The organism is Nonomuraea sp. NPDC050790 (assembly GCF_044456745.1).
GTDB lineage: Bacteria > Actinomycetota > Actinomycetes > Streptosporangiales > Streptosporangiaceae > Nonomuraea.
The window spans coordinates 16,949-41,110 of record NZ_JBITGF010000006.1 but is presented as its reverse complement, the minus strand read 5'-3'; the positions used below and the strand labels follow the sequence as shown (position 1 = coordinate 41,110).

The 24,162-nt window shown below is 70.9% G+C and carries 22 protein-coding genes; 10 read left to right on the top strand and 12 right to left on the bottom strand.

Annotated elements, in window-relative coordinates; translation table 11 throughout:
- Positions 1-94: 94 nt before the first annotated feature.
- Positions 95-1,063 carry an aldo/keto reductase gene (locus ACIBEJ_RS29645; RefSeq protein ID WP_397186144.1) on the top strand — a complete coding sequence of 323 codons (969 nt, stop codon included), beginning with the start codon at positions 95-97 and terminating at the stop codon, positions 1,061-1,063.
- Between the two features lies 1 nt (position 1,064).
- Here ACIBEJ_RS29645 and ACIBEJ_RS29640 read toward each other — a convergent pair whose 3' ends face one another.
- The 4 genes from ACIBEJ_RS29640 to ACIBEJ_RS29625 are packed head-to-tail and all read right to left on the bottom strand — an operon-like array spanning position 1,065 to position 3,418.
- Positions 1,065-1,190: a hypothetical protein gene (locus ACIBEJ_RS29640; protein WP_397186143.1), complete on the bottom strand. Its 126-nt coding sequence runs from the start codon at positions 1,188-1,190 to the stop codon at positions 1,065-1,067.
- The gene (gene thpR, locus ACIBEJ_RS29635; protein ID WP_397186142.1) at positions 1,160-1,717 is read right to left on the bottom strand and encodes an RNA 2',3'-cyclic phosphodiesterase; all 558 of its coding nucleotides are present in this window, start codon (positions 1,715-1,717) and stop codon (positions 1,160-1,162) included. The genes ACIBEJ_RS29640 and thpR overlap by 31 nt, the downstream gene beginning before the upstream one ends.
- 7 nt (positions 1,718-1,724) lie before the next feature.
- Complete coding sequence (locus ACIBEJ_RS29630) at positions 1,725-2,945, bottom strand: MFS transporter (protein ID WP_397186141.1); 1,221 nt, start codon at positions 2,943-2,945, stop codon at positions 1,725-1,727.
- A gap of 23 nt (positions 2,946-2,968) precedes the next feature.
- A complete protein-coding gene (locus ACIBEJ_RS29625; RefSeq protein WP_397186140.1) occupies positions 2,969-3,418 on the bottom strand; it encodes a MarR family winged helix-turn-helix transcriptional regulator in 450 nt (149 codons plus the stop codon).
- Between the two features lie 335 nt (positions 3,419-3,753).
- Here ACIBEJ_RS29625 and ACIBEJ_RS29620 point away from each other — a divergent pair, with 335 nt between their 5' ends.
- Entirely contained in the window at positions 3,754-6,078 is a 2,325-nt protein-coding gene (locus ACIBEJ_RS29620; protein WP_397186139.1) for an ATP-binding protein, read from the top strand.
- On the opposite strand, the gene ACIBEJ_RS29615 is transcribed toward ACIBEJ_RS29620, so the two are convergent.
- Positions 6,056-7,516 carry an NCS2 family permease gene (locus ACIBEJ_RS29615; RefSeq protein ID WP_397186138.1) on the bottom strand — a complete coding sequence of 487 codons (1,461 nt, stop codon included), beginning with the start codon at positions 7,514-7,516 and terminating at the stop codon, positions 6,056-6,058. The genes ACIBEJ_RS29620 and ACIBEJ_RS29615 overlap by 23 nt on opposite strands.
- Before the next feature lie 52 nt (positions 7,517-7,568).
- On the opposite strand from ACIBEJ_RS29615, the gene ACIBEJ_RS29610 reads away from it, so the two are divergent.
- Both ACIBEJ_RS29610 and ACIBEJ_RS29605 read left to right on the top strand, forming a co-directional pair.
- Positions 7,569-7,775, top strand: a complete 207-nt coding sequence (locus tag ACIBEJ_RS29610) for a DUF2530 domain-containing protein (RefSeq protein WP_397186137.1) — start codon at positions 7,569-7,571, stop codon at positions 7,773-7,775.
- 69 nt (positions 7,776-7,844) lie between these two features.
- On the top strand, positions 7,845-9,317 hold the full coding sequence (locus tag ACIBEJ_RS29605) for an alpha/beta hydrolase (RefSeq protein ID WP_397186136.1): 1,473 nt from the start codon (positions 7,845-7,847) through the stop codon (positions 9,315-9,317).
- A gap of 51 nt (positions 9,318-9,368) precedes the next feature.
- Here ACIBEJ_RS29605 and ACIBEJ_RS29600 read toward each other — a convergent pair whose 3' ends face one another.
- Positions 9,369-10,592, bottom strand: a complete 1,224-nt coding sequence (locus tag ACIBEJ_RS29600; protein ID WP_397186135.1) for a serine hydrolase domain-containing protein — start codon at positions 10,590-10,592, stop codon at positions 9,369-9,371.
- 249 nt (positions 10,593-10,841) lie between these two features.
- Here ACIBEJ_RS29600 and ACIBEJ_RS29595 point away from each other — a divergent pair, with 249 nt between their 5' ends.
- Positions 10,842-11,618: a MerR family transcriptional regulator gene (locus ACIBEJ_RS29595; RefSeq protein ID WP_397186134.1), complete on the top strand. Its 777-nt coding sequence runs from the start codon at positions 10,842-10,844 to the stop codon at positions 11,616-11,618.
- Here the strand turns inward: ACIBEJ_RS29595 and ACIBEJ_RS29590 are convergent.
- Together ACIBEJ_RS29590 and ACIBEJ_RS29585 are read right to left on the bottom strand one after the other, a co-directional pair.
- Positions 11,507-11,788 (bottom strand): hypothetical protein, encoded by a 282-nt coding sequence (locus ACIBEJ_RS29590; RefSeq protein WP_397186133.1) that lies wholly within the window; start codon positions 11,786-11,788, stop codon positions 11,507-11,509. The genes ACIBEJ_RS29595 and ACIBEJ_RS29590 overlap by 112 nt on opposite strands.
- A gap of 142 nt (positions 11,789-11,930) precedes the next feature.
- Positions 11,931-12,497, bottom strand: a complete 567-nt coding sequence (locus tag ACIBEJ_RS29585) for a TetR/AcrR family transcriptional regulator (protein WP_397186132.1) — start codon at positions 12,495-12,497, stop codon at positions 11,931-11,933.
- 119 nt (positions 12,498-12,616) lie between these two features.
- On the opposite strand from ACIBEJ_RS29585, the gene ACIBEJ_RS29580 reads away from it, so the two are divergent.
- Complete coding sequence (locus tag ACIBEJ_RS29580; protein ID WP_397186131.1) at positions 12,617-13,726, top strand: serine hydrolase domain-containing protein; 1,110 nt, start codon at positions 12,617-12,619, stop codon at positions 13,724-13,726.
- Between the two features lie 27 nt (positions 13,727-13,753).
- Here ACIBEJ_RS29580 and ACIBEJ_RS29575 read toward each other — a convergent pair whose 3' ends face one another.
- Positions 13,754-14,353 (bottom strand): TetR/AcrR family transcriptional regulator, encoded by a 600-nt coding sequence (locus ACIBEJ_RS29575; RefSeq protein WP_397186130.1) that lies wholly within the window; start codon positions 14,351-14,353, stop codon positions 13,754-13,756.
- An 87-nt stretch (positions 14,354-14,440) separates the two neighbouring features.
- Between ACIBEJ_RS29575 and ACIBEJ_RS29570 the strand changes: the two genes are divergently transcribed.
- The 3 genes from ACIBEJ_RS29570 (at position 14,441) to ACIBEJ_RS29560 (ending at position 17,489) form a co-directional block, all read left to right on the top strand.
- Positions 14,441-15,928 carry a carboxylesterase/lipase family protein gene (locus tag ACIBEJ_RS29570; protein WP_397186129.1) on the top strand — a complete coding sequence of 496 codons (1,488 nt, stop codon included), beginning with the start codon at positions 14,441-14,443 and terminating at the stop codon, positions 15,926-15,928.
- Between the two features lie 158 nt (positions 15,929-16,086).
- A complete protein-coding gene (locus ACIBEJ_RS29565; RefSeq protein ID WP_397186128.1) occupies positions 16,087-16,812 on the top strand; it encodes a L,D-transpeptidase in 726 nt (241 codons plus the stop codon).
- An 8-nt stretch (positions 16,813-16,820) separates the two neighbouring features.
- Entirely contained in the window at positions 16,821-17,489 is a 669-nt protein-coding gene (locus tag ACIBEJ_RS29560) for a choice-of-anchor P family protein (RefSeq protein ID WP_397186127.1), read from the top strand.
- Between the two features lie 685 nt (positions 17,490-18,174).
- Here ACIBEJ_RS29560 and ACIBEJ_RS29555 read toward each other — a convergent pair.
- A complete protein-coding gene (locus ACIBEJ_RS29555) occupies positions 18,175-21,192 on the bottom strand; it encodes a sacsin N-terminal ATP-binding-like domain-containing protein (protein WP_397186722.1) in 3,018 nt (1,005 codons plus the stop codon).
- Positions 21,193-21,247: 55 nt separating this feature from the next.
- The gene (locus tag ACIBEJ_RS29550) at positions 21,248-22,048 is read right to left on the bottom strand and encodes a DUF3027 domain-containing protein (RefSeq protein WP_397186126.1); all 801 of its coding nucleotides are present in this window, start codon (positions 22,046-22,048) and stop codon (positions 21,248-21,250) included.
- Positions 22,049-22,173: 125 nt separating this feature from the next.
- Here ACIBEJ_RS29550 and ACIBEJ_RS29545 point away from each other — a divergent pair, with 125 nt between their 5' ends.
- Positions 22,174-23,745 (top strand): MFS transporter, encoded by a 1,572-nt coding sequence (locus ACIBEJ_RS29545; protein ID WP_397186125.1) that lies wholly within the window; start codon positions 22,174-22,176, stop codon positions 23,743-23,745.
- Here ACIBEJ_RS29545 and ACIBEJ_RS29540 read toward each other — a convergent pair.
- Positions 23,742-24,137: a cold-shock protein gene (locus ACIBEJ_RS29540; RefSeq protein WP_397186124.1), complete on the bottom strand. Its 396-nt coding sequence runs from the start codon at positions 24,135-24,137 to the stop codon at positions 23,742-23,744. The genes ACIBEJ_RS29545 and ACIBEJ_RS29540 overlap by 4 nt on opposite strands.
- Between the last annotated feature and the right edge of the window lie 25 nt (positions 24,138-24,162).

Here is a 24,162-nt window from a genome sequence, read left to right as displayed (position 1 = left end):
GACAGAAATAGGGGAACGGCGGACCGAAGCAGCACCAACACAACGGAAAGTCATCCTAGCCTGGAGTGCACTCCAGCTACCTAGGCTGATGGCCATGGAATACGTGAACCTGGGACGCTCCGGCCTCAAGGTCAGCCCACTCTGCCTCGGAACCATGAACTTCGGCCCGTTCACCTCCGAGGAAGACTCCTTCGCGATCATGGATCGCGCCCTTGAGGCGGGCGTGAACTTCTTCGACTCCGCCAACGTCTACGGCCAGTCGGCCGGCAGGGGCGCGACCGAGACCATCGTCGGCAACTGGTTCGCCCAGGGCGGGGGCCGGCGGGAGAAGACCGTCATCGCGACCAAGCTCTACGGCGGCATGACCGACTGGCCCAACGACGGCCTGCTGTCGGCCCTGAACATCAGGAAGGCGTGCGACGCCTCGCTGAAGCGGCTGCGGACGGACTACATCGACATCTACCAGGCCCACCACGTCGACCGGAGCACTCCGTGGGAGGAGTTCTGGGAGGCGATGGACGTGCTGCGCACGCAGGGCAAGATCGTCTACGTCGGCTCGTCGAACTTCGCCGGCTGGCACCTGGCCAAGGCCCAGGAGGCCGCCCGGCGCAGGAGCTCAGTGGGCCTGGTCAGCGAGCAGTGCCACTACAACCTGCTCAACCGGGCGGTCGAGATGGAGGTGCTGCCCGCGGCCGAGGACTACGGCATCGGCGTGATCCCGTGGAGCCCGCTGGGCGGCGGCCTGCTCGGCGGCGTCCTGCGCAAGATGGACAAGGGCCGCTCGTCCTCCGAGCGGATGCTCGGCGAGCTGGCCAAGCACCGGGAGAAGATCGAGGCGTACGAGAAGTTCTGCGACGAGCTAGGGGTCGACCCCGCCCACGTGGCGCTGGCGTGGCTGCTCAAGCAGCGCGCGGTGGCCGCGCCGATCATCGGCCCGCGCACGATGGAGCAGTTCGAGAGCAGCCTGCCCACTCTCGACGTCACGCTCGACGAGGCGGCGCTGGCGCGGCTGGACGAGATCTTCCCCGGGCACAGGACGGCGCCGGAGGAGTACGCCTGGTAGGTCAGGTGACCAGCGCGCCGACCACGACGATCAGGAGCAGCAGGACGAGCACGATGGGCAGGAGCCAGAAACGGGGACGGTCCACGCTTGTGCAGCCTAGTCGGGCTCCGGCGATGCGAGCGCCCACTCGGCCAGTGACTCGTACCTCACCTGGGCGCCCAGCGTCGAGCTGACCAGCCGGACCGATTCGGCCCGCCACGGCGAGCCGGAGAAGCCGGCCAGCGACTCGACCAGGGCGCTCAGGTCCTGCTCGTGCTTGGCGCGGGCGAGCGTCAGGTGCGGGTGGAAGCGCTTCTGGTCGGTCTCCGTCGCGCCCGCCCTGCGGGCTCCGGCCTTGACCGAGTCGGCCAGGCGGGTCATCGGGCCGCCGGACAACCCCGCCCAGAAGACCCTGGCCCGGCGGACCGAGGAGAAGGCGCCGAAGCCGTCGAAGGCCAGGTCGACCGCGGGGTGGCGGGCCACGGCGCGCGCCAGCCGTACCTGGAGGGCGGGCAGGACGCGCTCGGGCACCTCGCCGAAGAACCCGAGCGTGACGTGCCAGGTGGCGCGGTCGGGCCAGCGCAGGCCCGGTACCTGCCCGACGTGCGGAGCGATCGCCGTCTCGATCTCGTCGAGAACCTCGTCGGGCGGCACCAGGGCCGCGAACAACCTCATGCCGGAATCATGCCGTGGCCAGCGCCACCCCGCGGCGCGCGCCGATCATGCGTGTCATCAGCAGCGCCATGCCGGTGCCCGCCAGTACCAGCGCACCTGAGAGCATGACTCCGACTCTCGGGCCGCCGAACTCCGACAGCAGCCCGACCAGCGGCGCCCCCAGCGGCGCGCCGCCGGTGAACACGAGCAGGTAGATGCCCATGACCCGGCCGCGCATCTCCGGCGAGGTGGCGAGCTGGACGCTGGCGTTGGCGGCGGTGTTGACGGTGATCAGCGCGATGCCGGCCGGGACCAGCAGCGCCAGGTAGACGGGGTAGGCGGGCGCCACGCCGACCGCGACCAGGAACAGCCCGAAGCTGATCGCGCCGGTGAGCAGCACCTTCCTGCTGGGCTTGGCCCGCCGCGCGGCCAGCAGCCCGCCGCCGAGCGCGCCGACCGCGAACATGCTGGAGGCCAGCCCGAACGACGACGCGCCCGCGTCGAAGACCCCGCGGGCCATCAGCGCGATCGACATCGAGAACGACTGCGCGAACATCGACACGAACCCGATCAGCAGGATCGGCATCAGCAGTTCCTGCTTGCCCATCACGTAGCGCAGCCCCTCGCGGAGCTGGCCCTTGGCCCTCGGAACGGGCTCGGCGAGGTTCAGCTCCGACTTCCGCATGAAGACCAGGCTGGAGATCACCGCGGCGAACGTCAGCCCGTTGAGCAGGAAGATCGGCCCCGTCCCGCCCAGTACGAAGATCAGCACACCGGCCACGGCCGGGCCGACCACGCGGGCCAGGTTGAAGATCGAGGCGTTGAGCGCGATGGCGTTGGACAGGTCCTTGCGGCCGACCATCTCGACCACGAACGTCTGCCGGGTCGGCACCTCGACGCAGGAGACCAGGCCGAGCGCGAAGGCCATCACGTAGACGTGCCAGACCTGCGCGGTGCCGGTGACGGTCAGGATGCCGATGGCGAGCGCGAGCATCGCCATGATCGTCTGCGCGACGATCAGGATGGGCCGCTTCGGGTATCGGTCGGCGAGCACGCCGCCGAAGAGGCCGAACAGCAACATCGGGAGGAACTGGAGCGCGGTCGCCGTACCGAGGGCCGCCGCGCTGCCGTGCGTGAGGTCGAGCACCAGCCAGTCCTGCGCGGTGCGCTGCATCCAACCCCCGAGGTTGGACACCGCGCTGCCGGAGGCGAACAGCCGGTAGTTGTGATTCCTGAGAGACCGGAACATCCCGGTCCCGCGTTCTTCAGGTTCTAGATCTTGCTGAGCTTCTCCAGAATCGGGGCCGCCTGCCTGAGCACCGCCCGTTCCTCGGGCGTCAGCTCCTTCAACCGCTGCGTCAGCCAAGCCTCTTTCTGCCTGCGCTCCTCCTTCAGGAGCTTCAAGGCGGGCTCGGTCACGCTCACGGTCACCTGTCGCCGGTCGGTCGGGTGCGGTGTACGCGCGAGCAACCCTCGCTCCACGAGCCCGGCGATCACGCGAGTCATCGAGGGGGGCTGCACCTTCTCGAGCTCGGCCAATTCGCCGGGGGTTATCGCGGAATGCCGTTCCACCGCGGCGAGCGTCGCGAACTGAGTGGGTGTCAGCGAGTGCGCCGCCGCCTGTCGTCGTAGCCGCCTGGTCAGCCGCGCCAGCGACACGCGCAGAGCTGAAGCCAGGCCTGCGTCGCTCCGCAGGTCCATCTTTTGGGTGTTCGTTAGCATGAGTCATTACCTTTGCTAACTATCCGGATACCCGCCACATTCCCTCCAAGCCGAAGATCTCACCCATTGATACAGCAGGGTCGGTCAAGGAGGAAAAGGGGCGGTGACCCGGGGTGGCTCACCCCTCCAGAGGCCACGCCGGGTCACCGCCCGCTGGGACATCCAGGCTCCTGCGCGGAGCGGAGGTCACACCACCACAGGGTGCCGGTACGGCCCGCGTCCCGGCTATCGGTACCCCCTACGGATTTCCCGCCGACCTGCTCTCTCGGCATACGTACTCCATGGATTGCGCGGAATCGTATAACCGATCGTTACCTAATGAATACGATCCGAACATGACACTAGGCACGTTCCGCAGACGGCCAGGAGAGCTCCCCCGCGACGTCACCGCCTTCATCGGGCGCCAAGCCGAGCAGTCAGAACTCGCCGCGCTCCTCACCGCAGAACGCCTCGTGACGGTCACCGGACCCGGCGGCGTCGGCAAGACGCGCCTGTCGCTGCGGGTCGCCGACGCCGTCAAGGAACGGTTCACCGACGGAATCTGCCTCATCGAGCTGTCCGCGCTGCGCGACCCCGAACTGCTCCCGCACACCGCCTGCACGGCGCTCGGCCTGCCGGAGAAGGCCGGGCAGACGCAGCTCGACACGCTCCTGGACCACCTCCAGGACCGCGACATCCTGCTCATCCTGGACACCTGCGAGCACCTCATCGACGCCTGCGCGGGCCTGGCCGACATCCTCATGCGCGAGACGCCCCGGGTGTGCGTCCTGGCCACGAGCCGCCAGCCGCTCGACGTGCCCGGCGAGCACACCTACATGATCGCGCCGCTGCCGGTGCCCGACTCCGTCACCGGGGCCGGCGCGAGCGGGAACGCCATCGAGCTGTTCGCCCTGCGCGCCGCCACCGTCGTGCCCGGCTTCCGGCTCACCGAGACCAACGGCCAGCAGGTCGTCGCGCTGTGCCGCCGCCTCGACGGGATGCCGCTGGCGATCGAGCTGGCGACCGTGCGGCTGCGGGCCGTACCGCTGGAGCAGCTCATCGAGCGCCTGGAGGACCGCTTCCGGCTGCTGACGGGCGGCCGGCGTACGGCGCTGCCACGGCACCAGACGCTGCGCACCACCATCGACTGGAGCCACGACCTGTGCACCCCGCAGGAGCGGCTGCTCTGGGCCAGGCTGTCGGTGTTCGCCGGATCCTTCGACCTGGAGGCCGCCGAGGAGGTCTGCGCCGACGAGCGGCTGCCCGTCGAGACCGTCATGGAGACGCTCATCGGCCTGGTCGACAAGTCGCTCGTGCTGCGCGCCGACGAACCGGGCGCACGCTACCGCCAGCTCGACACCATCCGCGAGTACGGCGCCGACCAGCTCGCCCGCAGCGGCGAGCAGGCCGCCGTGCGCGGCCGGCAGATCGCCCGCTTCCACCGCCTGGCCACCCACTTCGACGAGCACTTCATCGACGACGACCAGGTGGAGCGCTACCGGGCGCTGCGGCGCGAGCACGCCAACCTGCGCGCGGCCATGGAGCACGCCATGCTCCTGCCCGACGCGACCGTGGCCGCCGACCTGGTCAACGCGCTCTGGGGCTACTGGCAGATCTCCTGCCTGTACACCGAGAGCCGCTACTGGCTGGGCCAGGTGCTGCGCCGCTGCACCGCACCCTCCCGCCAGCGGGCCAGGGCGCTCGGCGTGCGCGCCTACCTGGTCGCCTTCCAGGGCGACCTCGACACGGCCCTGTCCGACTGCGACGAGGCGCTGCCCATGGTCGAGGAGCTCGGCGAACGGCTGCTGACCGGGCGCATCCTTCTCTACCGGCACCTGGCGCTGTGCTTCGCCGGACGGCTCGGCGAGGCGGCCGACGCCGCGGGGACCGCCCTGAAGATCATGGAGGAGGTCGGCGACCGGATCGGGCTGGTCGCCCTCGACGCCCAGGACGGCTACCGCCACCACCTGGCCGGCGAGCCGGAGGAAGCGCGGCGGCTGTGCGAGCACGGGCTGCTGCGGCTCGGCCAGGACACCGGCGAGCGATGGCTGCGCGGTTACCTGTACTACATCACCAGTGCCGCCCTGTTCGGCAAGGGCGACTACGCGGGGTGCGAGGCGGCGGGCCGTACCGCGATCGGGATCAAGACGGAGCTGGGCGACATGATCGGCACGGCCTACTGCCTGGAGACGCACGCCTGGCTGGCCGCCGCGCGCGGTCGCGCGCAGCGGGCGGCCTGGCTGCTGGGCGCGGCCGACCGGCTCTGGCGGGTGACCGGGCTACGGCTGAGTGGCACGGTCGTGATGGAGGAGTTCCACCAGAGCGCCACGAACGCGGCACTGGCGGAGCTCGGCGAGAGGCGCTTCGCCGAGCAGCGCGAGCACGGCGCCCGCACGCCCCTGGAGAAGGTGGTCGACGCCGCGCTCGCCGACGCCGACCGGCTGCCCGGCTGCGCGCCCATGGCCTGCGGGGCGGCGATGGAGCTGCTGACCCGCAGGGAACGGGAGGTGGCCGTGCTGCTGCGCGAGGGCCTGTCCAACCGGGAGATCGCCGAGCGGCTGCACATCTCCAAGCGGACCGCGGACACGCACGTCGAGCACATCCTGGCCAAGCTCGGCCTGACCTCCAGGGCGAAGGTGGCCGAGCTGGTCGCGAGCGTTACAGCCCGATCAGATCCCTGATGGGGCCAAGCGCGAAGTAGACAACGAACAGCAGGGAGACACCCCACATGAGCGGATGCACCTCGCGGCCCTTGCCCTTCAGCACCTTGATCAGCACGTAGCTGACGAAACCGGCGCCGATGCCGTTCGAGACCGAATAGGTGAACGGCATGATGACGATCGTGAGGAACGCCGGGATCGAGACCTCGTAGTCGCTGAAGTCGATCTCCTTGATCGCGCTCATCATCAGGAAGCCCACGATGACCAGCGCCGGCGCCGCCGCCTCGTACGGCACCACCTTGACCAGCGGCGCCAGGAAGATCGCGACCAGGAAGAGCGCGCCGGTCACGACGCTGGCCAGCCCCGTGCGGGCGCCCTCCGCCACGCCGGAGGCCGACTCGACGTAGGTGGTGTTGGAGGACACCGAGCCCGCGCCGCCCGCCGCCGCGCCGATCGAGTCGACGAGCAGGATCTCCTTGGTCCGGGGAAGCTGCCCGTCCGGGCCGATCAGGTCGGCCTGACGGCCGACGCCGACGATGGTTCCCATCGTGTCGAAGAAGTCCGTCACGAGCAGCGTGAACACCAGCAGTACGGCCAGCAGCACCGACACCCGGGTGAACCCCCCGATCGGGTCGAACTCCGTGAACAGCACCAGCGGGTTCGTGATCCCGAACATGTCGGAGGTGATGTGCGGGACGTTCAGCATCCACCCGCCGGGGTTGTCCTTCGAGAACGCCCCCGGGCGGAAGATCAGCTCGACGACCGCGGCCAGCACGGTCGTGCCGACGATCCCGATCAGGATCGCGCCCTTGACCTTGCGCGCCACGAGCGCAGCGGTGCCCAGCAGGCCGACGATGAACACCAGGACCGGCCAGGAGGTCAGCTCCCCGGCGATGCCGAGGGTCAGCGGCGGCGCCGCGTTGCCGCGCACGAAGCCGGAGTCGACGAAGCCGATGAGCGCGATGAACAGGCCGATGCCCACGCTGATCGCGGTCTTCAACTGCGTGGGGATCGCGTTGAACACCGCCACGCGGAACCCGGTCAGCACCAGGATGCCGATGATCACACCCTCGACGAAGACCAGGCCCATCGCCTCCTCCCAGCTCATCTGGGTGGCGATGCCGAAGGTGACGAAGGCGTTGAGTCCGAGCCCCGCGGCCATGGCGAACGGCACCTTGCCGACGACGCCCATGAGGATGGTCAGGACACCGGCCACGAAGGCGGTCCCTGCCGCGACCAGTGCGATGTTGGGGCTGCTTCCGTCACCGATGAACTGTCCGTCGGCGTCCGGCTTGGTGGCGATGATGAAGGGGTTGAGTACCACGATGTAGGCCATCGTGAAGAACGTGGCGAGTCCGCCGCGCACCTCGCGGGAGAGCGTCGAACCTCGTGCGGTGATGCTGAAGAAACGGTCAAGAGTGCTGTTCACGCGCGAAGGGTGACAGGCGTCGCAACACATGAAAAGCGTAGGTGATCGTATCGAGACGGTATTGGAAGCTACCCTGGACAATGTGACACGCGAATGGCGCCCCGAACCGGAACCGATCAAGACCAATGATCCGGCCGCCATCGCCGTGGGCATCGCGCTCTGGGCGCTCGCGCTCGTCGCACTGCTGATCTTCCGCCCCGCGCCCGAGCACACCTGGTGGATCTGGACCTGCCTGACCGGGGTCGGCTTCGGCCTGTTCGGGCTCTGGTTTGTCAGACGCAGGCGTTGACATAAGTCACCCGCAACTCCTTGCATCTCCCACTACTTGGGCAAACCCGGTCTGACCATGCTTGAAGGCATGAAGAAGACCTTGACGACGACCCTTCTGCTCGCGACGGCCCTCACCGCATGCAGCACCGCGGCCCAGCCGGATCCGACGCCCGTCGCGAAGAAGAAGGAAACCGGGGCCGTCGCCTGGGCCCCCTGCACCGACCTGACCGGGCCCGACGGCAAGCCCCTGAAGGACGCGTCCATGGAGTGCGGCAGGCTGGCCGTACCCCTCGACTACGCCAAGCCGGACGGCGAGAAGCTCGACCTCGCGCTCATCCGGATCAAGGCCACCGGCGACAGGATCGGCTCCCTGGTCTTCAACTTCGGCGGGCCCGGCGGCTCCGGCGTCGACGGCCTCGCCATGCTCGCGAAGGCGTTCGCCAGCCTCGGCACCCGCTACGACCTGGTCAGCTTCGACCCGCGCGGCGTCGACCGCAGCTCCGGCGTCAAGTGCGGCGACCTGGACAAGTTCGTCTCCGCCTCGCCGAACACCGCCGACTTCGACCGCCTGATGAAGGATTTCGCCGCGTCCTGCGCCCGCGAGTCCGGCAAGATCCTGCCGCACGTCGGCACCGCCAACGCCGCCGAGGACCTCGACCGCATCCGCGCCGCCGTGGGCGACGACAAGCTCAACTACTTCGGCCTCTCGTACGGCACGCAGCTCGGCGCCGTCTACGCCACCAAGCACCCCAAGAACGTCGGCCGGTTCGTCCTCGACGCCGCCCTCGACCCCTCCGTCAGCTTCAAGGAGCGGGCCGTCACCCAGGCCAAGGGCTTCAAGAACGCCCTCGACGCCTTCGCCAAGGACTGCGTCGCCCAGACCTGCGACCTCGGCGCCAGCCCCGCCGACGTCCAGAAGGACATCGCGACCTTCCTCAAGGCGCTGGAGGACAAGCCCGTCAAGGTCGGCGACCGCGAGCTGACCGGCGGCCTCGCCCAGACCGGCGTCATCGCCGCCCTCTACTCCAAGCTGAGCTGGCCCGTCCTCGAACAGGCCGTGGCCGCGGCCAAGAAGGGCAACGGGCAGGCGCTCCTGAGCATGGCCGACCTCTACACCGGCCGCCGGCCCGACGGCACGTACAACACCATGATGACCAGCGTCCAGGCCATCAACTGCGTCGACAGCACCGAACGCATCACCGACGCCGACATCGCCGACGTGAAGAAGGCCACAGGCGCGGTGAACCCGATGATGGAGAACGGCGGGCTCGCCTCCATCTGCCGCCACTGGCCGGCCCGCGGGACCAACGACGACGCCAAGCGCGTGGACGCCACCGGGTCGGCGCCCATCGTCGTGATGGGCGGCAAGGGTGACCCGGCCACCCCGTACGAGTGGGCGCCTCGGCTGGCCGCGAGCCTCAAGACCGGGGTGCTGGTGACCTATGAGGGTGAGGGGCACGGGGCCTATCTGAGCGGGAGCAGCTGTGTGACGCGCAGCATCGACACCTACTTCCTCAACGGCACCCTCCCCCAGAACAACGCCACCTGCCCAGCCGCCTGACTGCCCGCCCCCTCCCCGAGGTCTCCCTCGGGAGGGGGCGTATCCGCTGGGTCAGACCGCCTGGTAGAGAGTGGTCCAGAAGTCGTGGATGGCGTGCAGCGAGTCCGGGGTGACCATCCCGACCTGGGTGAACAGGATGCCGGTGAGCTGGTGGTGCGGGTCGGCGTACACGGAGGTGCCGGTGCCGCCGTCCCAGCCGAACTGCCCGACGGGCGCGTAGTCGATGCGATGGGTACGCACCGCCATCCCGGCTCCCCACCCGCCCTGCTGCCCCTGGCCGAACGACAGGTGGACGAGGTTCCTGTACATGGTGGTCCTGGCCGCCTCCTGCTCGGGCGTCAGGCGGTTGGTCGTCATCAGTTCGACGGCGGGCCGCGACAGGATCCGCCGGTCGCCGTGCATGCCGTGGTTCAGCAGCATCCGGAAGAAGGCGTGGTAGTCGTCGACCGTGGACACCAGCCCGCCGCTGGCGGACTGGAACACCGGAGGCCGGCTGAACCGCCCGCTTTCCGGCTCCTCCCACACGATGAGCTTTCCGCTCTGCGGGTCGCCGCCGTACGCGGGCGGCAGCCGGTCGATCTGGTCGTCGGGCACGTGGAAGCCGGTGTCGTCCATCCCCAGCGGGCCGAGAACGCGCTCGCGCAGAAACGTCTCCAGCGAGACGCCCGTGACCCTGGCGACCAGCACGCCGAGGACGTCGATGCTGAGGTCGTACTGCCACCGCTCCCCCGGCTGGTACGACAGCGGCAGCTCACCAAGACGCCGCATCCACTCGTCGGCATCCGGCGCGGGCCCGGACGTCACGCCGTAGTCGAGCCGCTCGAAGGTCGCGGCCCTGATCGGAGCCTCCAGCAGCTCGAAGTCCACGCCGAGCCCGAACGTCGAGGTCACCAGATCCCTGACGATGATCGGCCGCCGCGCGGGCACGGTGTCGTCCAGCGGACCGTCCGGCCGCCGCAACACCCGCCGCCCGGCGAGCTCCGGCAGCCACGCGTCGACCGGATCATCCAGTCGCAGCCTGCACTCGTCGAGCAGGATCATCGTCGCCGCCATCGTGACCGGCTTGGACGTGGACGCCATCCGGAACAGCGTGTCCCGCCGCATGGGCGCCCCACCCTCCGCGCGCATGGTCCCCATGGCCTCGACGTACGTCTGCCCGCCCCGGCTGGCCAGCGCCACCAGCCCGGGAATCCGCCCGGACTCGACGTGCCGTCCCAGCACCTCGCGTACCCTCCGCAGCCCCGCGTCGGAGAAGCCGCCGCCGTTCTCACCCATGTGTCATCCCTCGTCTCGCGACAGCAGACCGGCCTTCAACCTCACCGGCCTGTACGGCTACCGCCCCATGTGAGGCGGCTACGCGAGAAGCCTGAGGGTTGACCTAAGGTCAAGGTCAACCCCATCTCCCCCTGGTGCGAAACCCGCCCGCTACCCTCGCCCCTGTGACCTCCGGTAAGTACAGCGGCAGCCGTATCCCGCCCAAGCCCGACGCGGCGCCCGCCAACGCCCGAAAGCCGCGCTGATCCGATGACAGACGGGCTCACCATCGGCCAGGCGGCCGCCTTCGTCGGCGTGACGATCAAAACGGTGCGCCACTATCACCGGCTGGGCATCGCCGCCGAGCCGGAACGCGACAGTTCCGGCTACCGCCGCTACCGGTCCGCCGACCTGCTCCGCCTCGTCCAGGCCCGAACGCTGGCCGGGGCCGGCGTTCCCCTGGCGGAGATCGGCGACCTCCTGGACACCGGCCCGGAGCAGTTCGCAGCGGCCCTGAGCGACGTGCACCGCCGCCTGACCGAGAAGATCGAAGACCTGACGACCCGCCGCGACACCCTGGACCGGCTGGCCCACGGCGACCGCGCACTCCTCCCCGACCGAGCCTGCGCCATCCTCGACCGATTCGCCGACCAGGGCTTCAACCCCGACTACGTGGCCACCCAGCGAGAGGCCATGGTCCTGACCCGAGCCCTGGTCCCAGAGATCTTCGACATGCTCCTGACCCGCCTGGAAAGCACCCTCGACGACCCGGAATCGGTAGAACTCACCAAACGCGCCTGGGAGGCGACCTCCTGGCCTCCCGACGACCCCCGCATAGACGACCTGGCCACAGCGATGACCAGCAAACTCCTGTCCGACCGGGCAACCTTGGCGGTCCCCCCAGAACTCAAGTCCCAGCCCCAGGCCGCCACCCGCTACGACCTGATCAACCACCACGGAGAAGACCAGGCGCCGTCCATAGCCCGCCTGAACGCCCTGATCGAATCCAACCTCCGGGCCGCCGGCATAACCATCCCCCACCACTGACCGCCCGCCTCACCCCGCAGACCGGGCACGTGATCGGCCGGCCTGCGTTGGGTGACTCGAAGGCAGAAGTCGAGGGCACTGCCCCGAACCCGTTGCCCGGCGTCTTCCGGCCCCCAGGTCCAGGTCTGGCCGTCGGGACCGCATCGAAGACATCCTGCCCGTGAGCCCACTAGTTCCGCTCGCGGTCTGGCCGCTCCCGCGGCGGCGTCAAGATCGGCCTGCCGACCTCCTGCGGCCTCGGTCCCCTGCGGCACAGCGTCGAACGCCTCCCTGCTTCGCGCCCCTTGCCCTTGCCGTGGAACAGAGGCCGTACTACCGCGGGCTCAGGCCGGCGAAGAGGGCTTCGAAGACGCGGTCGACGTAGTTATGGGTCATGGGCTCCTGCGTGATCAGGAGCCGGTAGTACAGCGGCCCGGACAGGATCGACATGACCAGGTCGAGATCGAGGCCGGGTGAGACCTGCCCCTGGTCTTGGGCTGCCTTGAGCCGGGCGACGGTCCTGTCGGTCTGGGGGCGGATGAAGCGTTCGAGGAGGCCGGCGGCGACCGCGGGATCATGCTGTGCCTCGCCCACCAGCGCCTGGTACAGCGGGCCCCACGGTGGGCGGGCCAGCAGGTCCACCGCCGCGTACGCCTGCTGCCGCACGTCGGCCAGGACATCTCCGGTGTCGGGAAAGTCGAGGACCGGCTCGTTCAGCGTCAGCAGCGAGTCGAGGAACAGCAGCCCTTTCGAGGGCCAGCGGCGGTAGACCGTGTGCTTGCCGACGCCGGCGCGCGCGGCGACCGCTTCCATGCTCAGCTTCGCGTAGCCGCCCTCCTGGGCCAGGGCGAGCGCGGCCTGCATGATCACTCTGGTACGGGCGACGGCGCGGGTGGTCATACCGCCACCCTATCGGCACGGCACGTGCCGTATTGACAAGTGCGAGGGGCTGTGTCCAGACTGCTCACATCCCAAACGGCACGGCACGTGCCGTTCTGGCTTGAAGGAGAACCCCCACCATGAACACCGGACAGGAACGCCCCGAACTACAGCAGGCCATCCAGGAGATCGTCGACTCCGGTTTCACCGGGATGACGCTGCGCGTACACGATGAGCGGGGTGAGTGGGTCGGCAGCGCTGGGGTGCGCAAGCTGGGCGAGAGCGCCAAACCGCCGATCGACGGACACGTCCGGATCGGCAGCAACGCCAAGACCTTCACCGCGACCCTGGTCCTGCAGTTGGTGGCCGAGGGCAAGATCGGGCTGGACACTCCGGCGCACGACTACCTGCCCGAGTTCGGGCTGGACCGGCGGATCACGGTCCGCATGCTCCTGCGGCACACCAGCGGGATCTTCAACATCACCGGCGACTTCGACCCCGACGGGACGTACGTACCGGGCATCCCCGCCACCACCGCGGGCAAGGAGTGGGTCGACAACCGGTTCCACAGCTACCCGCCGCAGGAGCTGGTACGGCTGGCGCTCGCCAAGCCGGCGCGGTTCGAGCCGGGCACCGGCTGGCGTTACGCCAACACCAACTACGTGCTGGCCAGGCTGCTGATCGAGAAGGTCACCGGCCGCGCCTACTCCGAGGAGATGCGGCGGCTGATCCTGGGGCCGCTCGGGCTGACGGGCACGGTGGCGCCGACCACCGAGACGGAGATCCCCGAGCCGCACGCCCTCGCCTACTTCCGGTACGAGGAGGCCGGCGAGCAGAAGACGGTCGACGTCACCCGCCAGAACCCTTCCTGGATCTCCAGCGCCGGTGACATGATCTCGACCACTCAGGACCTGCACACGTTCATCTCCGCGCTGGCGGGTGGCCGGCTCCTGCCGTCCCCGCTGCTGGCCGAGATGTGCACCCCGTACCCGACGGGCATCCCGAACATGGGTTACGGCCTGGGCGTCTTCGTGGTGAACACGGACGACGGCGGCACCGTCATCACCCACAACGGCGGCATGGCCGGCCATGGGGCGCTGATGTACAGCACGCCCGGCGGCGGCAGGACCCTGACCGCCTCTCTGAACTACGTCGACGACGCCGCGCTGTCCATGGGCGAGGCGTTCCAGAGCGCGACGCAGCGACTCGTCGAGGAGGTGTTCGGCGGCGGGGGGCGAGGTGTTCGGTGACCTCGGCGCCGGCGCGCCGGGTACGGGTCACGTAGTCCTGAACAGCCGGTCCAGGTGCACGTCGATCGCGGCGAGCGCGTCCCGGGGCCGGATCACGTCGAGTTCGATCAGGGAGGTGAAGCCGGTGAGGGCGAGCAGCAGGTTGGTCTCGGTCGCCGGGTCGCGACCGGAGTCGATGTGCCCGTCGGCGATCGCCTGGCGGACCAACCGCTCGACGAGGGCCCACCCCTGGACGAGCCCGCGGCGCGCCTGCTCGTGCACGGTCTCGTCATGCAGCGCCTCCAGGACGTAGGCGGCGCTCATCCGGCTGGTCGCGCGGGCCTCGGCATGCAGGGGAAGCATCTCCGCGAGCGTCAGTCGCAGCACGTCACGCGGGTGCGGACGGTCCCCGAGCTTTTCGAGCCCCTGGTGTACGCGCGCCGACGTCTGCTCGGACGCGAAGTCCATGGCGAAGGAGAGCATGGCGGTGCGGGAGGCGAAGTAGTGCTGCAGTTGCCCGAGTGACATGCCCGCCTCCTGCGCCACCACGCGCATCGTCAGGTGTGTGACGCCGCGCTGCTCCACCACCCGCCACAGCGCGCGGGCGATCACTTCGCGGCGTCCGCGGTGATCCACCTGTTTCGGCATCGCCGGCTCCTTCACAACTGTCTCAATACAGTTGACATAATACATGTGACCCATAATCCTGGGGTCCACTCCAGGGAAGGAATCGTCATGTCCGACCAACCGAAGGTACGGACCACGGAAGGCGTGGTGCAGGGGCGGCGGCGGCAAGGGCACGCGGTGTTCCGCGGCATCCCCTACGCCCAGCCCCCGGTCGGAGCGCTCCGCTTCGCCGCGCCCGCGCCGCCGCACCGCTGGGAGGGGACGAGGCAGGCGGTCGAGTTCGGCCCCGTGGTCCCGCTGTCCCTGCCGATCGACGTGCCCCCGCAGGGCACCGACTGGCTGACGCTCAACGTCGGCACCCCGGATCCCGGCGCGGCGGGACTGCCGGTGCTGGTGTGGATCCCCGTGGGCGGCTACCTCTCGGCGGCGTCGAGCGACCCGATGTTCGACCCGGCAGCGCTGGCCGAGGCGGGAGTCGTCGTGGTGACCATCAACTGCCGCGTGGGCGCGGAGGGATTCGCGTACCTCGACGACGTGCCGCCCAACCGCGGGTTCCTCGACCAGATCGCGGCGCTGGAGTGGGTGCAGCGCAACATCGCCGCCTTCGGCGGCGACCCCGGCAGGGTCACCGTGGCCGGAGTGTCGGCCGGGGCGGGCTCGGTCGCCGCCCTGCTGACGATGAAGTCCGCGCGCGGCCTGTTCCGGCGGGCCATCGCCCATTCGGTGCCGGGGATGCACAGCACCCCCGCGCTGGCCCGGCAGACCACCGCCGCGTTCGCGGACCGGCTCGGCGCGGCCCCCACCGCCGAGGCCCTGCGCGACATCGACCCATGGCGCCTGGCCGCCGAGCTCACCGCCTTCAACGCCGGCCTCCACGCCTACCGGGAGAGCTGGGGACGCCTCACGGAGGCCGGCACCGCGCTGTGCCCCGTCGTCGACGGCGAGGTCCTCCCGGAAACGCCCTGGCCCGCGCTGACCGGCGCGCGCGCGAACGGGATCGACCTGCTCGTCGGCCACGCCCGGGACGAGTTCCGGTACTTCAGCGTGATGGGCGGACGGTACGGCACCTTCACCGAGGAGGACGCCCACGCGGCCCTGGAACTGCTCGCCCCGCAGCCGGACGGCGCGCGGGCCTACCGTGCCGCGTTCCCGCACGCAGGCCCGGAGGAGCTGGTGGAGGCGGTGTACTCCGACGCCCTCTTCCGCATGCCGTCACAGAAGCTGGCCGAGGCGAACACCGCGGCCGGCGGCACCTCGTACCTGTTCGAACAGTGCTGGGTCGCCCCCGTCCTCGGCGGCGTCCTGGGCGCCTGCCACAGCCTCGAGGTGCCCCTGGCGTTCGGCACGCTGGACAGCCCCGTCGCCACCCAGCTCATCGGCGAGGAGCCCCCGCCCGAGGCCGTCGCGCTCTCCCGCGAACTCCAGGGAACATGGGTCCGCTTCATCACCACCGGCGACGCGGGCTGGCCCGCCCACCGGCCCGGCGGGCACCTCACCCGCGTCCTGGACACCGAGTCGAAGACCCTGCCCTACCCCGAGCAGGCCTCCCGCCGGATCTGGGAAGGCCACTTTCCCGCCCCCTTCGATCTCTCGTAACCGTCCGGGTCGGACAGGCCGCGCTCGACCCGACGGCCCCGTCGGGCGAGGCGCGGGGCGTGGCCAGGGCCGCCCTGAGGGGATGTTGCGGGTAAACCGTGGGCCCTGTCTCCGTCATATCGCCGGGACGCCGTGGCAGGGCCAATAGCGTCAAGCGGGTGTCTCCAGTACGGGTGAGGAATGCCGGGATAGTCCTGGCGGTGTTGCTCCTGTCCGCGGGAGCCGCCCCGGCTGGAGCGACGCGTCTGCCGTACGCGACGACCCACGCCGACATCGCGGCCCTGCCCGCCGACCCTGCCCCCTTCACTGCCTCGGACGGCGTCGTGCTGCATCCTGCCGGCGCGGCCGTCGTTCGCGAGCGGCCGGCGGGGCGGGCGGTCGCGATGTTGCCGGCACGTCAGTTGGGGAATCCGACGTGGGTTCCCGTGGTGGAGCGGGTGCCGGGATGGGCGCGCGTGCTGCTGCCCGCCCGGCCGAACGGTTCGACAGGGTGGGTGGCCATCGACCGCGGGACGCGCCTGGCGCGCTCGACGTACCTGGTCCGGGTGGACATCGGGGAGCGCCGGCTGACGCTCCTGCGCCACGGGCACAGGATCGGCGGTTGGCGGGTGGCCGTCGGGGCGCGGGAGACGCCGACACCGGTGGGACGCACGTTCGTGCTGGGGTCGCTGCTGGCGGACGGCTCGCTGGTGCTGCCCACCGGGGCCCACTCCGACACCTTGGACCGCTACGGCGGCGGCCCGGGCACGGTGGCGCTGCACGGCTGGCCCGATCCGTCCGTGTATGGCAAGGCGATCAGTCACGGGTGTGTGCGGGTGCCCGAAGAGGCGCTGCGCGCACTGGCGAAGGTGCCACTCGGCACTCTCGTCCTCATAACCATTTAGGGGGAATGATGGGTAGGAAATCTGCTTTCGTCGTCTCGACGGCCATCCTGGCGATGGCGGTGCTCGCACCGTCCGCGCAGGCGGTCACGGAGCCTTCGGGCTCCAGCGCGTTCGGGCTGGCGGCCACCGACCTGCTCGGGATCGCGCCGATGCCCGCCGTACGCTCCGAAGGCGGCCGGCCGGCGCGCATGAGCGTGACGGAGCAGCCGGAGAACAAGCTGATCAACGCCGAGGCGCTGGAGGTCAACGCGCAGGGCGACCGGGCCGACTCGAAGGCCGTGGGGGTGAAGGGCCTGGAGCGCAGGTTCACGGCCGACGCCGTACAGGTGCAGTGCTCCGGCGGCCAGGGCAGGGCGAACATGGTGGGCGCCGTCGTGGACGGCACCGAGGTCGGTTCGGCGCCGCCGCCCAACACGGCCGTACCGGTCAGGCTCAAGGGGTACGGCACCGCGACCGTCACCCTGAACAAGCAGCAGCGCAACGCCGACGGCGGCATGACGATCACCGGCGTCTCGGTCGCCGTGCCCGTGGGCGACGGTCAGTACCGGACCGTCGACCTGGCCTCGGCCACCTGCGGCGGTGCCGCTTCCGTGCCGGTCGCGGTCGACGACCGCGGCCCGCTGCCCGAGGCGGCGCCCCCGGTGACCTCCAAGAGCACTCTGCCTGTCGCAGGCTGATCGATTTCGGCTCGGGTGGTGCGCGGAGCCACTTCCGTCAACGGCGACGGCACTCCGCGTACCACCCGCATTCGTCACCCCGGCGGCCGGGCGTTCAGCTCCTCGAAGACCTGAACAGTGCGCTGGGCGAAGTCGCGCCGTCCGATCGATGACGGAGGTGATCGCGCTGGGCGCGTCAGGCGCAGCGCGTCCGCCAGTTCGCGCGGTTTGTGCGGCCGTCGCAGCGGCAGGGTCTGGCCCTGCGCAACCTCGACACCGTGGCCGACCCGCCCACGGCGCCGTGGTCGGGCGGATCTACTACGCCGGCTCCGCGACCTGGGAGAGCCTGTACGGCGCGTACCAGATCGGCTCCCTGGGCACGTCACCCCGAGCCGGTCTTCACCGCGAGCGAGCCATGGGAGCACGGCACCGTGCTTGAGCCGAACGCGCTCTTTCACGAAGGCTCGGTCCCAGGGATGAACCCTACTAAGCCGGACCCGGCTCACGACCGGGGAGCGCGAGGGGCCGGAAGGCCCCTCGCCGGGGGTGCGGGGGCTTGCCCCCCCTGTCACAGCCCGAGCCCTATGGCGCGAAGCGCCCCCACGCGAGGACCACGCCCTTAGCCCGGGGGGTGCGGGGGCTCGCCCCCGCAGTCACAGCCCGAACCCCAAGGCGCGAAGCGCCCCCGAACGTGAGGACCGCGCCTTTAGGACAGGTCGGCTTCGGCTAGGAGGAGGGGGACGGCGGCCGGGTCGCGGAGCAGGGCGGCCACGGCCAGCCGGTCGGACCACTGGCCCACCGCCCAAGCCAACCCCCGAGCCAACCCGTCCACCCCCGTGCAATGGATCGCGCCGTCGAAGTACCGCCAAGCGCACGGCACTCCGTCCACCAGCAACTTCTCGTGCTCCACATAGGTCTCAGGCGCCGTGGGCAGCAGCGACCGCACCTCCGGCGGCACTGTCCGGATCTGCCCCTCCGACGTCACCTCCCCGCTCACCAGCTCCCCGGCCAACGGCAGGTCAAGCAGCTCCGACAACGACTCCGCCAGGTCGTACGAGGCCAGCACCAGCGGCCGTTCAGCCACCAGTTGCAGCAGGTCAGGAGCCTCCACCACCACGGCGTCGTCCGCGGCGGCCACCACGATCTCGCCGTCGAGCACCGCGCGGACCCGGGACGGCGGCGCCACCCGCGACGGTTCGACCCCGGCCAGCGCGATCCACAACGCCCGCAACTGGGCCCGGTCGACCACGACGGATTCATCGGCCATCAGGTCGAGCAGCTCTTCCGGCCCACCGTGGGAGGCGAGGAGGTCGGCCAGCGTGGTGCGTACCCCCAGCATGGACAGCGCGCTCTCGTCGAGCCCGGCGGGCGCGTCGGCGTAGAGGCCCTGGAGCAGCGGGTCGGCGCCGGGCAGGCGGAGTTCGCGCGGGCGGTGGCCGTCGAGGACGGGGTGTCCGGCCAGCCACCACGCCGTGTAGGAGGGCACCTCGACCCCGCCGACCCGCAGCGGGTGCAGCGCCCCGCGCAGCGGCGGGCGGGTGAGCAGGGCGAGGGCGGCGGGCCAGTCGGCGACCAGTTCCAGGTCGCGCACGGCGGTGAACTCGGCCACGACCGGCGGCACCTCGAGGTCGGGCAGCAGGTCGTGGACGTGGTCGAGCCAGGCGTCCTCGCCGTCGAGGTCGTGGTCGCACTCGTCGTGGTCGAGGAGTACGTCGGCGTCGTTGACCACCGCGAACCCGTCGAGCACCCCGGCGGCGACCAGGACGCGGGAGCCGTACTCGGTGACGAGCTCGTCGGCGACCAGCGGCCCCTCTTCGAGCAGCCCGGCCAGGGTCCCGCCGGGCAGCAGCAGCTCTCCGGCGGCATAGCGGTCGCCATCGGCGCCGCGCAGCGCCAGCTCGGCCAGCCAGGGCGCCTCGCCGGGGGCGAGCGCGGCGGCGTCGACCAGGGACAGCACGGCCTTGGCGACGGGTTCGGGGTCGTCGCTGTCGAGGGACTGCGCGATGGCGGTGCGGGTGAGGGTGTCTTCGAGCACCGTGCGCGGCGTGGCCTCCGCGGCGCCGAGGCGCAGCAGCAGCGGGTGCGCCGCGTCGGGGTGGACGATGCGCAGCCCGAGCGCCTCCAGGTCGAGCGGGGCGCCGGTCAGCATGAGCGTGCCGCGCGGCCCGCGCACCAGCCGTCCGTCGGCCAGCGGGACCGGCAGCGCGCCGAGCGACTCGGGGTCGTCGTGGGGCAGCACGTCGTAGAGGGCATGCCACCAGGACGGGTCGCGGCCTTCTACGGCCTCGCCGGACAGCAGGTCGACCACGTCGGCCAGCTCGACCCTGCGTACGCCGAGCGAGGCCATCGCCGGATGCCGCGCGGGCCAGCCGGAGGGCAGCAGGCCGGGCACGAACCCGGCGACCGCCTCCAGCAGCTCGCCGGAGCCCGGCACCACCGCCGCCTCGCGGCCCGCCACGATCCAGCCGTCGGGGCCCCGGTCGGGCGCCGGGTGCTCGACCTGCCACTGGGCGTCGGGCTCGTAGACGGCGGCCTCGCTGAACGACGCGGTCTCCACGGCGGGCGCCGGCGCCGACAGCGCGGGCAGCAGCGGGGTGGCGGGCAGGCGGCGCAGGATGGCCCGCCGGATGGCGGCGTCGAGCTCGCCCTTGCCCATGAGCGTGGGCACCAGGTCGAGCAGCTTGGGCGTGCGCGGCAGCTCCTTGAGCAGCCGCAGGTAGGACTCGGCGGCCTTGTCGATGAGGAAGTCGGTCAGCGGCCCCTTGGCCACGTGCCGCCGGTCGGTGGCCATCGGGAAGGAGGCGATGAGCAGCGCGGGCAGGTCGAGCGCCTCGTCGCTGGGCGTGGGCGCGTGCACGACCGCGGGCACGCCCGCCGGCAGCCGCCGCGGCTCTCCGGACCCCCCGTCCACCGGTACGGCCCAGCGCACCGACCAGAACGGCCGGGCCCGCTCCTCGGTGGGCCGGTCGGCGAACAGCTCGCTCACCTGCTCGGCGGTGAACTCGCCCGACTCGGCCACCAGCTTCCACCCGCCGGCGTCCACCCGGCGCGTCGAGCCGTCGAGGTCGATCTCGATGGCTTCGAGCGCGGGCAGGCCGAGCAGGAGCGCGGGGCTGGTCTCGGCCAGCATGCGGCGTACCGCCTCGACCGCGGTCTTGTCGCGCAGCGGCAGCCGTACGAGAGTGTCGAAGCCGTCGGGGACCGCGAGCGGCTCGGCCGCGAACGGCAGGCGCAGCAGCGGGACGTGCCCGGAACGCCCGGACAGCTCCCCCGCGAGGGCGGGGGTGTCGGCGACCAGCGCGGCGGTCTGCTCGCGTGACCAGCGCACCGCGCCGGACCCGCGCGAGCCGATGGACGGCTCGTCGGTCACCGAGACGACGGCGGCGAACCCGACGCCGAACCGCCCGGCCGCGCCCGCCTCGTCGCGCTTGCCGGAAACGCGCAGCGTGGACAGTCCCTCGACGCCGGTCGCGTCGAGCGCCGCGCCGGTGTTGGCGGCGGTGAGCACGTCGCCGTCGAGTCTGAGCCGCAGCACTCCCGGCGCTCCGGCGCGCAGGGCGGCGTCGGCCGCGTTCTGCGCGAGCTCGACGATGAGCCGATCGCGATAGCCGCCGAGGGCGAAGTCTTCCTCGGCGTTGGCGTCCTCACGGAAACGGGCGGGCGAGGCCGTCCAGGCCGTGAGGACCGCTGCGCGCATCCGGTCGGTGCCGAAGCTGTCCACGATCCTCCAATGCGGGTAGGGGGTCACCGAAGATTAGCGGCCCCGACCGACAGTGAAGTCAGGAGTGGCCGAGCTCCTCGGAGGCCGACTCGTCGACCGAGCCCGCCTCGTCGTCGATCAGGTCGAAGCCCATGTCGTCGAGGATGGGCGAGGCCTGCTCGACCGGGGGCGGCATGACCGCGGCCTCGGAGTGGGCGCCGCAGCCGTGGTCGGCGGAGACGACCTTGCCGTCGTCCGGCGCGTACTCATTCGCGCAGACCCCGAACTCCAGCCGCATCACCCCCGCCAGGGGCAAGAAGAAGCCGCAGGTGGAGCACTGAGCGGGCGCGGCGTGTGCGATCGGCGTGTGCGGCCCGTGCTCGCCGGAGTGCCAGCGTCTGGCGGCCCGGTCCCTTCCGGCGGCCGAGAGCACACGGGCCCGGCCCAGGCCGTATTCGAAAATCATCTGGGTGTCGCCGTCTTCGCCGGTCTCGGCGAATCCGGGTTCTAGGCGGTCGTCGTCGTCGGCCGTGGGCAGCAGGTCGCCGACGCCGAGGTCGCCGGGGCGCAGCCGCTCGCTCCACGGCAGCCACTCGGGGGCGAGCAGCGCGCCGGAGCCGGGCAGCAGCACGACCTCGCTGACCGTCACGATCTTCGCGCGCGAGGCGCGGGTGACGGTGACGGCCCAGCGCCAGCCGCGGTACGCGCGGTCCTGGCAGGCGAAGTAGTGGGTGACGACCCGGTCGCCCTCGCTCTCGACGCCCAGGTGCTCGCCGGGCTCACCGGGCCGGGCGAGCTCCAGCGCGGCCTCGCGGGCCAGGTCGACCGCGGCGGCACAGGCCTGGTCAGGCGGGGCCACGCGTGTCCTGGTGCGGGTCATCGGACCGCCTCCGCCGAAAGGTGCTGTTCGCTCACACTTCATTCTCACCCATGGCCGGACCTGACAGCGCACTCACGGGGAATCCGGGTCCGAGACCGACCGCGAATCGGGTAAGACTGGTAAGCGTGGCGGAAGGCTGGAACAAGGCGCGAGAGATCTCGCGGCGTGTCGGGAAGGGCGCGGCCCAGGCGGGCCGTGCTTCCTGGCGCGCGGGGCGTGCCACCGCCACGGGCACCAAGCGCGCCGGTGCCGCCACCGCGCGCGGAGCGCACAAGATGGGGCAGGCCACGCGCCGCCTTACTCATGCCAACGGAGCGGGGCGTACCGGACTCGGGCGGCTGATCGAGCTGTCGATCGGCAACAGCGCGGCCGACGCGTTCGTCACGGTGGCGCTGGCCAGCACGGTCTTCTTCGGGGTGCCCGTCGGTGAGGCGCGCGGTTCCGTGGCGCTCTACCTCGTGATCACCATGATCCCGTTCGCGCTGGTGGCGCCGTTCGTCGGGCCGATCCTGGACAAGTTCCGCTCGGGCCGCCGCTACGTGATCGCCGGGACCCTGTTCGGCCGGGGGCTGTTGTGCTTCGCGATGGCCGCGGCGGTGGGGCCGGGCGACCTGCCGACGTTGTTCGCGGGCGCGCTGGGCGTGCTGGTGCTGTCGAAGGCGTTCACGGTCTCGCGGGCGGCGATCATGCCGAGCGTGCTGCCCGCCGACATCACGCTCGTCTCGGCAAACGCGCGGGTCGCGCTGTTCTCGCTGGTGACGGCGGGCATCGCGGTGCCGATCGGCGCGGGGCTGACCGCGTGGCTGGGCAGCGCCGTGATGCTGCGCGTCGCGATGGTGGCCTTCCTCCTGATCGGCGTCTTCGCGGTACGGCTGCCGCGCCACGTCGACTCCCCCGACCTGGAGGAGGAGGCGCCGGAGGAGGGCGGCAGGGCGGAGCGCTGGCGCAGCCTGCTCAACGTGGGCCCGGCGGTGACCGAGGCGATGCTGGCCAACGTGGGCGTCCGGCTGTTCTCCGGTTTCCTGCTGTTCTTCCTGCTGTTCCTGGTCCAGGACCTGGGCGCGCCGTGGCTGCTGGTGAAGGACACCTTCTTCGACGTGCCGAAGACGATCGGCCTGCTCGCGCTGGCCGCCGGGCTGGGCGGCCTGGTCGGCGCGGCCGTGGCCAACTGGGCGCGTAACCACTCGCCGCAGCTCATCGTGCTGCTCACGCTGGGGCTGACGGTCGCCACCACGGTCGCCACCGCGATCTTCTTCAACCTGTGGACGGCGATCGCGATCTCGATCGTCACCGCCTTCTCGCAGGAGCTCGGCAAGCTGGCGCTCGACGCGATCGTGCAGCGCGAGATCGGCGAGGAGGTGCGCTCGTCCACGTTCGGCGTGGTCGAGGCGCTGCTGCAGATGGCCTGGGTGTTCGGCGGGCTGGTCGGCCTGCTGCTGTCCCTGACGGAGAACGGCCCGCCCGGCTTCATCACGCTGTCGGTGGTGCTGTTCGCCTGGCTGGTCTGGCTGCTGATCCGGCGCAGGCGGCGCATCAAGGCGGTCAACGCCAGGATCGACGAACAGCGGCAGCCGCCGACGGAGCCGGTCCCGCGGCCTGCGGCGGAGCAGGCGTGGGCGCACGAGGAGCCGCCCACACCGGACGAGCAGCCTGGTCAGGTCGACCGGACCAAGCCGCTCACCAACCCCTACGGCTAGGCGTCCAGATCGTCGGCGACGGCCCGGAGCACCGCCGCGATCTTCTTGGCGTTGGCCGCGTCGGGATGCTTGCCCCGCTGGTAGGACGTGGACAGGTCGTCAAGCAACTTGATCAGGTCTTCGACGATGACGACCATCTCGTCGGGCTTCTTCCGCCTGCCCTTGGGTTTGGCCTTGGCCAGCGTCGGCGGCTGATCGAGGATCCGCACCGACAGCGCCTGCTGGCCCCGCCTGCCCTCCGCCACGCCGAACTCGACCTTCTGGCCGGGCTTCAGCGGGGCCGCACCAGTGGGAAGCGCGGAGGAATGCACGAATACCTCACCGCCGTCGTCGCGGGTGAGGAAGCCGAAACCCTTGTCGGCGTCGTACCACTTGACCTTGCCACTCGGCACAGGAGGGACCTCGTTCGAACGTTGG

What these genes read in the sequence shown, in the direction of transcription:
- ACIBEJ_RS29600 (WP_397186135.1), bottom strand. Translation starts at nt 10,592, where the DNA reads ATGGGTGAGAACGGCGGCGGCTTCTCCGACGCGGGGCTGCGGAGGGTA.
- ACIBEJ_RS29585 (WP_397186132.1), bottom strand. Translation starts at nt 12,497, where the DNA reads ATGACCACCCGCGCCGTCGCCCGTACCAGAGTGATCATGCAGGCCGCG.
- ACIBEJ_RS29550 (WP_397186126.1), bottom strand. Translation starts at nt 22,048, where the DNA reads ATGACCCGCACCAGGACACGCGTGGCCCCGCCTGACCAGGCCTGTGCC.
- thpR (WP_397186142.1), bottom strand. Translation starts at nt 1,717, where the DNA reads ATGAGGTTGTTCGCGGCCCTGGTGCCGCCCGACGAGGTTCTCGACGAG.
- ACIBEJ_RS29570 (WP_397186129.1), top strand. Translation starts at nt 14,441, where the DNA reads ATGTCCGACCAACCGAAGGTACGGACCACGGAAGGCGTGGTGCAGGGG.
- ACIBEJ_RS29560 (WP_397186127.1), top strand. Translation starts at nt 16,821, where the DNA reads ATGGGTAGGAAATCTGCTTTCGTCGTCTCGACGGCCATCCTGGCGATG.
- ACIBEJ_RS29620 (WP_397186139.1), top strand. Translation starts at nt 3,754, where the DNA reads ATGACACTAGGCACGTTCCGCAGACGGCCAGGAGAGCTCCCCCGCGAC.
- ACIBEJ_RS29575 (WP_397186130.1), bottom strand. Translation starts at nt 14,353, where the DNA reads ATGCCGAAACAGGTGGATCACCGCGGACGCCGCGAAGTGATCGCCCGC.
- ACIBEJ_RS29645 (WP_397186144.1), top strand. Translation starts at nt 95, where the DNA reads ATGGAATACGTGAACCTGGGACGCTCCGGCCTCAAGGTCAGCCCACTC.
- ACIBEJ_RS29615 (WP_397186138.1), bottom strand. Translation starts at nt 7,516, where the DNA reads ATGTGTTGCGACGCCTGTCACCCTTCGCGCGTGAACAGCACTCTTGAC.
- ACIBEJ_RS29630 (WP_397186141.1), bottom strand. Translation starts at nt 2,945, where the DNA reads ATGTTCCGGTCTCTCAGGAATCACAACTACCGGCTGTTCGCCTCCGGC.
- ACIBEJ_RS29605 (WP_397186136.1), top strand. Translation starts at nt 7,845, where the DNA reads ATGAAGAAGACCTTGACGACGACCCTTCTGCTCGCGACGGCCCTCACC.
- ACIBEJ_RS29580 (WP_397186131.1), top strand. Translation starts at nt 12,617, where the DNA reads ATGAACACCGGACAGGAACGCCCCGAACTACAGCAGGCCATCCAGGAG.
- ACIBEJ_RS29625 (WP_397186140.1), bottom strand. Translation starts at nt 3,418, where the DNA reads ATGCTAACGAACACCCAAAAGATGGACCTGCGGAGCGACGCAGGCCTG.
- ACIBEJ_RS29595 (WP_397186134.1), top strand. Translation starts at nt 10,842, where the DNA reads ATGACAGACGGGCTCACCATCGGCCAGGCGGCCGCCTTCGTCGGCGTG.